The organism is Aquimarina sp. I32.4, from assembly GCF_002924285.1.
GTDB lineage: Bacteria > Bacteroidota > Bacteroidia > Flavobacteriales > Flavobacteriaceae > Aquimarina.
In genome coordinates this window covers 1-9,873 of sequence record NZ_PGUB01000133.1, presented here as the reverse complement: position 1 = coordinate 9,873, position 9,873 = coordinate 1, and the positions used below count along the sequence as shown (strand labels likewise).

The window sequence follows — 9,873 nt, the reverse complement described above, 5'->3', positions numbered from 1 at the left end:
GTTGAAACCGTAAAAGGGTTTGAAGAATCACAAGGAGATTTGATCTGTATAAAAGCAAAAAGTGCCAGTATACTGGCAGACAACTTCCCTCATTATGCTTCATATAGCGAGGTAGGCTTATCAGATATCTTGCAAGACACTTTTCAAGGGTATGATCTGGGTAAATTAGAAACAAACTTTGCGCCTACCAACACCAGTACTATTCATTATAGTGTACAACATAATGAGAGTGATTTTTCCTATGCAAGTAGATTATCTGCCTATTATAATCAGTGGTTTTACTATGATGGTAAGCAATTGATCTTTGGTAGACCCTCTACAGAAGAAATAGAATTGTCTTATGGTATTGATCTCAAAAAGTTCAGTATCAATATGGAGCCTATGCCAAATAATGCTTCTTATTTTACCAATGATTACATCGCAAATGAACAACATCAGAAAAATAGCAGCGAAGTGAGCATACCATCAACAGGCTATCATGGCTTTGCAGATAGTAAATCTAGAGAGCTATATAATAAGCAAACACGCATATACAATCCTTTGTATACAGATGCTACTATGAAGCCTCGATTAGATGCTCAAATAGAAGCTTATACAAAAAGTAGAGCCATACAGCAAATTATAGCAAAAGGCGGTAGTGATAATCCAGGAGTTTGTTTAGGGCAAATCATAAGGATCAATGGTCATGGTAGTTATAGAGTTACCAAAATAGTACATACCAATGTAGAAGGCGGTGTATACAAAAATGAGTTTGAGGCAGTAGATGCCAATTTTGATGCTTACCCTAAGATGGATATCTACAGATTCCCAAAAAGTGAAACACAAACCGCCACTGTAGTAGAGAATTCAGACCCAGATGGATTAGGAAGAATTAGAGTACAATTTGCATGGCAGAAACCATTAGGAGAGCGTACTCCTTGGTTACGTATGATAACCCCACATGCAGGTGCAGACAAAGGATTTCATTTTATCCCAGAGATCAATGAAGAGGTAATGGTAGGATTTGAGGGTGGTAATGCAGAACGCCCCTTTGTATTAGGTGCTTTGTATAATGGTAGTCAAAATCCATCACCTTGGCAATCACAGAATAATGATATAAAAGCAATTAGAACAAAGAGTCAGCACACCATTACCCTAGATGATAGTAATGGGGCAGAAATGATTACGATTACCGATAAGAACAATAATATCATTCGTATAGACACAGCCAACAACAATATAGAAATCTCTGCATTAGAGAATATGACGTTGAATGCTAAAAACATAGAGATCAATGCCACAGAAGAAATAAAAATGAATGCGGGTACCAATATGATGACCAGAGTAACTGAAGATATATCAGTTGCGGCAAAAAACATCACAGAAACTGTAGAAGAAGATAAAACTGTTGTTGCAAAAAAAGTATTAGGTTCTGCAGAAGAATTACGACTAGAGAGTTCTGTAGAAAATATGGAGTTGGTAAGCTCTAAACAAGTAGATATACAAGGTGATGATAAGGTAAAATTGTTTTAAAAAAACAAATTAAAGTCTAAATAATGACAAAGCGTGACTTTGGATTAAACATATTAGAAACAGAAAAACAAGAAACCTTTTCTAGTTTTCAATACAATCCTATTGGGGTGCAAAGAACTTATGGAGTATTGTTGCGTTCTCAAAACGAAAAAGAAGAAAAAGTACAAATACATTATGAGATCGATATCATGTGTCTGGAGCAAAAAGATAAACACAATTACATTTTTGAAATCTATAAACACCCAGTATATGCCAATGAAAAAAAACCAGATAGTATAATAGATGAATTGGCAGCATCCTGTGGTGCTATTATCTATCCCTTACAGATTATGGTTAATAGTGCAGGAGCTGCTATAGAAATAATAAATTATAAAACATTGCAGGAAAGGTGGAAAAACACTCGCTCAAAAATAAAACAATCGTATAATGGCGCTATAGTAAACCAGCTTATAAGCAATATGGATCATATGGTGGATCAACCTGATAGAATCAAAGAAGAACTATTGCACAAAGATTGGTTTATGGTATTGTTTTTTGCTCAAATATACAGAAATATAGATGTTACCCATACCATAGCACTATCCCTGATACCGTATAAAAAAAGTATATCTTATCAAGTAACACAGAATCGTAAAAGGCACCCACATAAAGAAAAAGACATACTGATAGAACAAAAAGGAAAATGTATAGATATAAGAAACGAACAGGATATCTTACGAGGTAATCTTATATCATTATCCAAAACCCCTGTGGTAAACGGAACATCTGATTTTACATACCAGATTTATGCAGGTTCACCAATAGCCGATGCCATTGTAGGACATGCACAGATAGATTTTCCTTCTGGGAAAAAAGAAATAATGGATGTAGAGATATACCATCTCAAAAACAAAACCCCACAAACCTCGTTTGAAAAAGAGCAAGCGCAAAAAGAAAATGAAAATAAAGTTCCAATTCCTGAAAAGAAGAAAAAAAGATACTTCTTTTTTGGAAAAGAGTTGAAACTATAATAATAAAAAGAAGAGCAGTATGAGTAACGGTCATGTAGTAGTCAATGGAGCCATATGCAAGTGTAAGTTTGGAAACACTCCTGATACCCTTGTAGTGCAATCACAACAAAAGGCATATATCAATGATGCAGAGGGGGGGCAAAAATTGGTAGGTAACACTATGGATATAGGAATGCCTTTGCAAGCCAAAACCTTTGGGCAGTGTAAATTACAACCCTCTAATTCTGGGTATTTGCCTTGTATTCCTAGCATCACGGGATGGCAGGATTTTTATGATAAAGTAGAGCTACATAATAGCGGGCAGGTACTTACAGAAAACAGCAAAGGCACCTGTGCAATTGCAGGAGCACCCTGTATAGAATTTACATGGCATGGGCAAACTGCTGCACCTGGTAGTAGTAATGTAGCACAGGCAGAAGAAAAGGTGCAGGTACATCTTAATCCATTGGTAAATATCACAAAAATGAAAAAAGTGCCTTGTTTAATTCTACCTGACAATGATCATGAAAATCAACCAAAAGATGTTATCACAACAGTATCAAACACTAAAAAAGTAGGTAATAAAATAAAGAGAGATGTTAAACTTCAAATAAAATTATCTATCGTTAATTTGACCAAATCAAACCTTACAAAAACGATGTTCAATAAAGAGAAAGGAATTGTAAGATTGAAAAACTTTGAAGGCGCAGCTGAGAATTATGATGTAGAAAATGATGTACATTCTATTTATAATATCATCCATTTTACCATTGATTATATCATAAGGGAATCATTATCTACTATTCCAGAAGATGATCATGTGATGATTATTGTTAAAGAGATCCCTGCTGTAGCAGGAGAATCAGCTTCTAGTAATCCCGTAGGACGTGCTGAACTTGGAGGAAGAATTAGTGCTGTAGAAAGCAGAACAATATCAAATAAAACCTTTGATGAAGTTAGCCAACATGAAATAGGTCATAATTTGGGTTTAGAGCACTCTGATCTAGGGGATTTAATGTACAAATATGTTAATGGTAATATTAGCCTTTCTAAGAAAAAGAAAGGGGATATTGTTAGTAATCAAGTAACTTTTTCACAAGGAAATAAAGAATATAAAGAATCTTCTAGCGGTAGTAACTATGATTCTAATAAATTGAAAAAATTCAGGAAAACCATCAAAAAAAGAGTAGAGAATTTTATAGAAGAATGCAAAATAGAATATTAATTATGAGAATAGTAATAATAACATCTCTCTTCTTATTAACAATATCTTGTAAACAAAGAGAGCAAAAAAAGATAAATAACAAAGTGCTAAACTTTACATCATTTGAAATAACAGTACCTAATACCTGGAAAAAAATTAATATTGATGGTATAGACTCACAAGCAGGTGGTATCGTTACAACAAAAAATGATACTATTTTATTTGATTTAGGAAAATATGTTTCTAAAATAGATATGGCGATACCTGTAAATAATATAAAAGAGAAAGATACCCTTAGAAAAAGTGGGTTTTCTGTAGATGAGATGTATTTTTCTAAAACCCCTTCTCTAGACAAAAATCAGGGTACTTTTCACAATGAATTTTACTATTATGATACTATTAATAGCTTGCCTGCTAAAGTTCAAGTACCAAAATTCATAGGAAAAGGGACATTAAAAATATATTTTGACAGTATCGATACGTATAATAATAGATTTTCAATGTTTACCAGAAATATAGATACTACAAATCATTATGAAGTTTTAAAAGCTTTTCAGACTATTCTTTTTAAATCAAACTAAAAAAGTAAATCTATTTCTAATATGGAAATAATATGAAGCTATGGCGGTAAAAAATAAAATACTTGTATCAGGAGATGTAACTGTAGATCAGGATCAATATCTGATTACAGCAAAACCTGATGGTAATATTAAGTTAGATATCGAAACAGGAGATGAAGAAGATGATACAGAAAAAAATATCTGTTGGGTAGCCCACTGGTTTCATGGTACTCCTGATATCATCAAAAATGATTTTCAACGTCATTTAAAGAAAAATTTAAGCCTTCGTGTAGAAAAAGTATATTCTGGTGGTGGATTAGGATGGTTAGAACCTTTTTATGAAGGTGAAAAACCAGAATGCCAAGCACCTCATGGCTATTTTTTTAACTGTATAGGCCCTCGCAGGGTAGACAAAATAGAATGGCGAGAATATCAATTGGATGACAATGGACCACTTATTGACCTTAGCAAAGGTAAATATTATGGTCAAGGGGTACAACTACACATTTATACTACGGGGCTGTATGGGCAGGAATTACAGGTATCTCTAAGAGATATCAGAAAAGTAAACTATGACCTTACCATTGATGAAAACTTTAAAGACAATAAAAACAAGCTCAAAAACTATTTTGGAGCAGAAGTAGATGTATTTGTTGATGAACAAGGCAATAAAGTACAAAAGGCGATAGTAACTATAATGATAGAACACTATTGGCGAGTATTGGCAAGTAGTTGGTTTAGTAGTTATGGATTAGATGTTGTACCTATTATCAAAACAACTCTTGAGGGGGTAGATCATGGTGATTTTACAAGTAGTAATGACACTCTTAAAGTAGAAGTACCTGCCAGTGGTACAAGGATAGAAACTCCAGAGGTGGTCAAATCTGGTAATAAACCTGTGATCATAGAAAGAATAGAAACCAATCCCGCAGAGTTTCACCCATGTAGATATGAGAATATAACCGTTACTTTTGAAGAAGATGGTGATGAGAAAACATTGATTCTGTATGATAGCAAAGATCAAGGGCGAAAAGACAAACTAGACTACCCTATTGTGGTAGGACCAGATCAAAAAAGAAGAAGGTTTAAAATACAACTTGAGCAAGTAAATACAGATGATTGTCGTTTTTTAGGAACCGATAAAGAACATAAAAACCATGTTATAAATATTGATGCTATTATAAAAAAAATAAAGCAAGGGCATGGCACAAGAAGTAAACAATGGCGAGGTGATAATACTGAGGGTTTAGCCAAAAAAGTTGGATTGCCAACTGGTGAAGTCAAAAATAAAGAAGGCGATACTCTTATAAATGGTGAAATAAAAACCGAAAAATCAGGAGACCAAAACGACGATAGACAAATTGATGCCAGCCATATCACAAACCAGCTCAGTATAGTTTCTAAAATTATTGAGATCAATGGTCAAAAATCATTTAATATTTTAGAAAACCATAAACCATTTGTATTAGAGCAACCTACAGACGAGTTATTAGAACTAGAAGTTGGTTTTGATTACACATTTGGCGGTAGAAAAAATATGGTAGCAGGGTTATTATCAACTATTATCCCCAATATAAGAGCATCCCAACAATTATACCCTATAGTATTTGAAACCTGTGCAAAAAGCCACCCTCTAGATATATGGGTAATACCAGATACCAAATGTACGATACAGCTGGCTTTTAATTATGACCTAAAGATGTATGGTATGGTTAGAGAAGCCTATCATCAAAAATGGAAACGTAGAGAATTGGAAGCCGAAGATGTAAAAAAACGATTAGAAAAAAGCAGAGATAAATCTCAGGCAATACATATGGATAAGTACCTGGAAGCTGAAAATGCCAAAGGCAAAAAGAAAAAAAAGCTATCCAGAGAAGAAAAAAAATATTTCGACAAAAAGGTTGCCAACAAAAACAAACGTATTACTGAGGCTAATAAAAAATTAAAGAACGCTAAGAAAAAAACTAGTAAGTGGGGGCAACTCTCTAAGGCTAAGGATTTAATAGAGCTTGATGATGGAATCGAAAATGGAGTTATAGATTGTGAGTTTACAGCCATACTTGAGTTTGATAGACCCTATGGAGCAATAGAGGTAACCCCGCATTTTAATGAAATTACGAACCTTCTTAGAAAAGTAGTAGAACTCAAAGAGCTGGCAGAATCTATTATCAATGGTAAAAATCCCGATACAACCAAAAAATCACCCAAAGAAAACACCAACCGAACTAAAAAACTTAAAGGACTTCTTGATAAAAAGAAAGCCAAAGGTTTAAAAAAGAGCAATTGGGAATTTGAATTTGTAGACCCCTCATTGGCACTTTCCTTAAGTTGGTATGCCGAGCGTGCAAAAGATTTGAGCCAACCCATTGTAGGCACTATGTTTGAGGGGGTGATAAAAATGGACCCCCTGTTTGGGTTCGAGATTAAATACGATGTATACCAACTGTTATACAAAATAAAACACCCTGCTGTATTGGCAATAGTAGCTGCTTTGGATGTTATTGATGAAATTGCTGGAGATAATTTTGATATAGACCTAGATTTGATTGTAACCTCAGAAATAAGTGGTATGATGATGGGTACTATCAATACTGCATCAGGCAGTAAGTATATGAACCGTTTGATAGAAGATGAAGATGATACCCCTGCCAAACTAGGGGGTAAAATAGATATTTCTTTAGAAGGAAAAATACAAGTCAATGGTCAATCTGAATCCTTTATTTTTGGTAAATATAATATTTATGGGCAAGTAGATGCTAGTGTAGAAACGGGTATCTCTATGGAACTAGTAACCAAAGCTGATGAAGAAATGGTATTTATAGAACCCGAAATTAAATTTGAAGGATTAATTTTGAAAGGAAATGTTAAAGCTGGTTTTAGTTTAGATGAAGAAGAAGATGAGGAAGATGATGATGTTAATAAAACAAAAAACAATAAATCAACGGAAAATACTTTAACCTCCAATGACCCTATAGAAAAATTTGAAAAACAACAAGGAGTTCACTATAAAGGTCATGGAGAGATTATTGTATTAGACCCTTATGAATGGGAAATAACCAAAAGACGAATGCCAATTTATAATTTTAAAAAATGAAAAAGATTATTAACGTAATACTTATAGTTTTTAGCTTGATAGGATGCGCTCAATCAAAACAAAGAGAAATAAAACCGAATACAACAAGTTCAGGTCATAAAATAATTAAGCATATGAATAAACTAAATAGATTTGATTATGAACCAATATATAATTTGAAAGTAAGGACCATTTATAGCTACGAGATATTGATTAATGATATACCAATTGTATCACGCCATAATAATGCCACAGGTACAATTTGGTACCCTATTAACAATTCTTTACTATCAATAGAAAACCATAATTTATCTATAAGAATATTTCCTAGATATACTTCAGATAAAATTAAAATGAAGACTTTAGAGAGTGATGTTAATTTTAGTTTAGCATTAGAAAGGTCATCTTGGTTAAATGGAAGCATGAAAGAACCAGAAATTGTTTTCCAATATGAGTTACCTAAATATGATAATAACGAACAAGAAATAAACTATTCTAAATTGATTTTTTTTGAAGATAAACTATCTTTTAAAGCAAAAGTACCATATGATTTAACGGATTGGAGAAATAGCTTAAACCTTACTAAAAAAAGTAAGGAAAAATTGGAAGAAAAAGTTTTATTTTTTTATAAAAATCTAAAAGAAAAATATGAAAACCAGAAAGGCGATGAATATCTAACTATTATAGATAAAGGGATTTTTAACCTTTTTCAAGCAAACTACTTTTCAGAAGAAGAAGGGAAAAATAAGATAAAAAGTAAAATTAATTTTATTAATAAAAAGAAAAGAAAATTAGCTCCAGTAGATAATTATGAATTAAAATTCTTTGGAGAAGGAAAGTTAGTTGCTTTGAAAAGAACAGACGGAAATAATCAGGGCGAAGGAGTTTTAAGAAGGTACTATACAAAAAACGGTGTGCGGAAAGTTCAAATAGAAGAAATATTACTTCATATCCCAGAAGGAAAAGAAGAACTTGAGGTTATTTGGTATTATAATATTGTTAGAGTAGCAGATCAATAAAAATATGCTTCATTAAAAGAGATTGATATTTGTTATTGATTTCACAATGCTTTTACATCAACCTAAAGGATCGGATAGTTTAGATATTATACGATAAGGCTTGGTAAATAATAAATATGCATCGAAATGGCTTCTAATAAAAAGAAAAAAAGAAAGAAAAAAAGAAAGATTGGTTGTATGCCTATAGTTATTACATTGGTTACAATAGTTTTTACCTTTCTAAATTTTAAATGGTATACACAAGATAGATTTTGGATCACATATTATGGAACTCCGCATGAGATGGTAGTTGTAGAGTTAGATTCTGTAAAGGTTCGTAAATATTATAATTATTATAACACATTAAAGTTTGTTGATTCTATTAATTACTCTAACGATGAGATCGACTTTGTTCAGAGGAAGGTAAAACTAAAGGTCGGTAAAATAATAGAGGTTAATGTTCTAGATAATAAAGCTGCATTTACTGAAAAACCTGATGTCCTATATTCCATTTTTTTAGGAGTATTGATGCTTGGTTCTTGGTATATATTCTTTGGGACAGTGTTATATAGGTTCTTTATTAATTATTAAATAGAAATCTATAAATGTTTGATTCTATTTTTGATTTTGCACCTTATTTCGTTGGTTTTGTATTTGTTACCCTATTTTTTTCACTAAGAAAGAAAGTAAAGAATTATACAATTACAGAAGATTTAGAAACTTCAAATATTCAAAATCTAACTGAAGGTTTAATAAAAGTAGAAGGAGTTCTTACTTGCTCTAATCTTTTGATTTCTCCTCTTACAGAAACTCCATGTATAGGATATGTTTACAAAAAAGAAAAATATAGATATTTTAGAGAAAAGGGCGTTAGAATATACGAAGATACTAATCGTGGTTATTCCAGATGGGTAACGATAAAAAATATAAAGAAATGTTCTGATTTTTATATAAATGATGATACAGGAAGTATAAAAGTAAAGACCAATGGATTAGAGATAGGGATTAATACACACGAGACAAAATTACAAGAGTCTAGAAAAGTTAGACATTCAGAATATTTGATACTACCTGATGACCATTTGTATATAGTTATTGGTAACTTGTATAGAGATAAAACAGGAGAATTGATCATTAAAAAGGGGCATGAAAATGAAATGTTAACAATCATGAATGTTAAGTATGATGAGCTGATAAATAAGGTAATGGTTCCAAACCTTAAGCGATTAGGAGTTATCTTATTAATCATACTTCTCTTTGGAGGGCTTATGTATTATTTTAAGGATGCTTAAATAAAAAATATTTTAGATAAAAGAGGAAATGGTAGAATATCATTTTATTCATTACTGTTGCACCAACCTAAAAGATCAGATAGTTTAGAAATTATACGATAGGATTATGTATAGAAATAGTTATATACTAGTGTTTTTGATTTGTTTAAGCAGTTGTACACAGCAAACGTATATGCCAAAGCTCCTTTTGGTAAAGCTGAGCATGTTATAGAATATTTAGGACGTTATACTCATAAAATAGCCAT

At 32.2% G+C, this 9,873-nt stretch carries 9 protein-coding genes; all 9 read left to right on the top strand.

Annotation, left to right across the window (positions count from 1 at the left end; genetic code table 11):
* Nucleotides 1–1,512: type VI secretion system Vgr family protein (locus CVD18_RS22800; protein ID WP_103867236.1), on the top strand; the 1,512-nt coding region annotated here is incomplete at its 5' end.
* Nucleotides 1,513–1,535: 23 nt separating this feature from the next.
* Nucleotides 1,536–2,522, top strand: a complete 987-nt coding sequence (locus tag CVD18_RS19815) for a hypothetical protein (RefSeq protein ID WP_103867235.1) — start codon at nucleotides 1,536–1,538, stop codon at nucleotides 2,520–2,522.
* Between the two features lie 19 nt (nucleotides 2,523–2,541).
* Nucleotides 2,542–3,726 (top strand): DUF4280 domain-containing protein, encoded by a 1,185-nt coding sequence (locus tag CVD18_RS19810; protein WP_103867234.1) that lies wholly within the window; start codon nucleotides 2,542–2,544, stop codon nucleotides 3,724–3,726.
* A gap of 2 nt (nucleotides 3,727–3,728) precedes the next feature.
* Complete coding sequence (locus tag CVD18_RS19805; RefSeq protein ID WP_146052870.1) at nucleotides 3,729–4,286, top strand: hypothetical protein; 558 nt, start codon at nucleotides 3,729–3,731, stop codon at nucleotides 4,284–4,286.
* A 40-nt stretch (nucleotides 4,287–4,326) separates the two neighbouring features.
* Nucleotides 4,327–7,359 (top strand): hypothetical protein, encoded by a 3,033-nt coding sequence (locus CVD18_RS19800; protein ID WP_103867232.1) that lies wholly within the window; start codon nucleotides 4,327–4,329, stop codon nucleotides 7,357–7,359.
* Nucleotides 7,356–8,357 carry a hypothetical protein gene (locus tag CVD18_RS19795; protein WP_103867231.1) on the top strand — a complete coding sequence of 334 codons (1,002 nt, stop codon included), beginning with the start codon at nucleotides 7,356–7,358 and terminating at the stop codon, nucleotides 8,355–8,357. The genes CVD18_RS19800 and CVD18_RS19795 overlap by 4 nt, the downstream gene beginning before the upstream one ends.
* A gap of 126 nt (nucleotides 8,358–8,483) precedes the next feature.
* Entirely contained in the window at nucleotides 8,484–8,927 is a 444-nt protein-coding gene (locus CVD18_RS19790) for a hypothetical protein (RefSeq protein ID WP_103867230.1), read from the top strand.
* Nucleotides 8,928–8,941: 14 nt separating this feature from the next.
* On the top strand, nucleotides 8,942–9,628 hold the full coding sequence (locus CVD18_RS19785; protein ID WP_103867229.1) for a GIDE domain-containing protein: 687 nt from the start codon (nucleotides 8,942–8,944) through the stop codon (nucleotides 9,626–9,628).
* A gap of 141 nt (nucleotides 9,629–9,769) precedes the next feature.
* Nucleotides 9,770–9,873, top strand: a 104-nt coding sequence (locus CVD18_RS23425; protein WP_369858845.1) for a transposase, incomplete at its 3' end; no start/stop codon positions are given.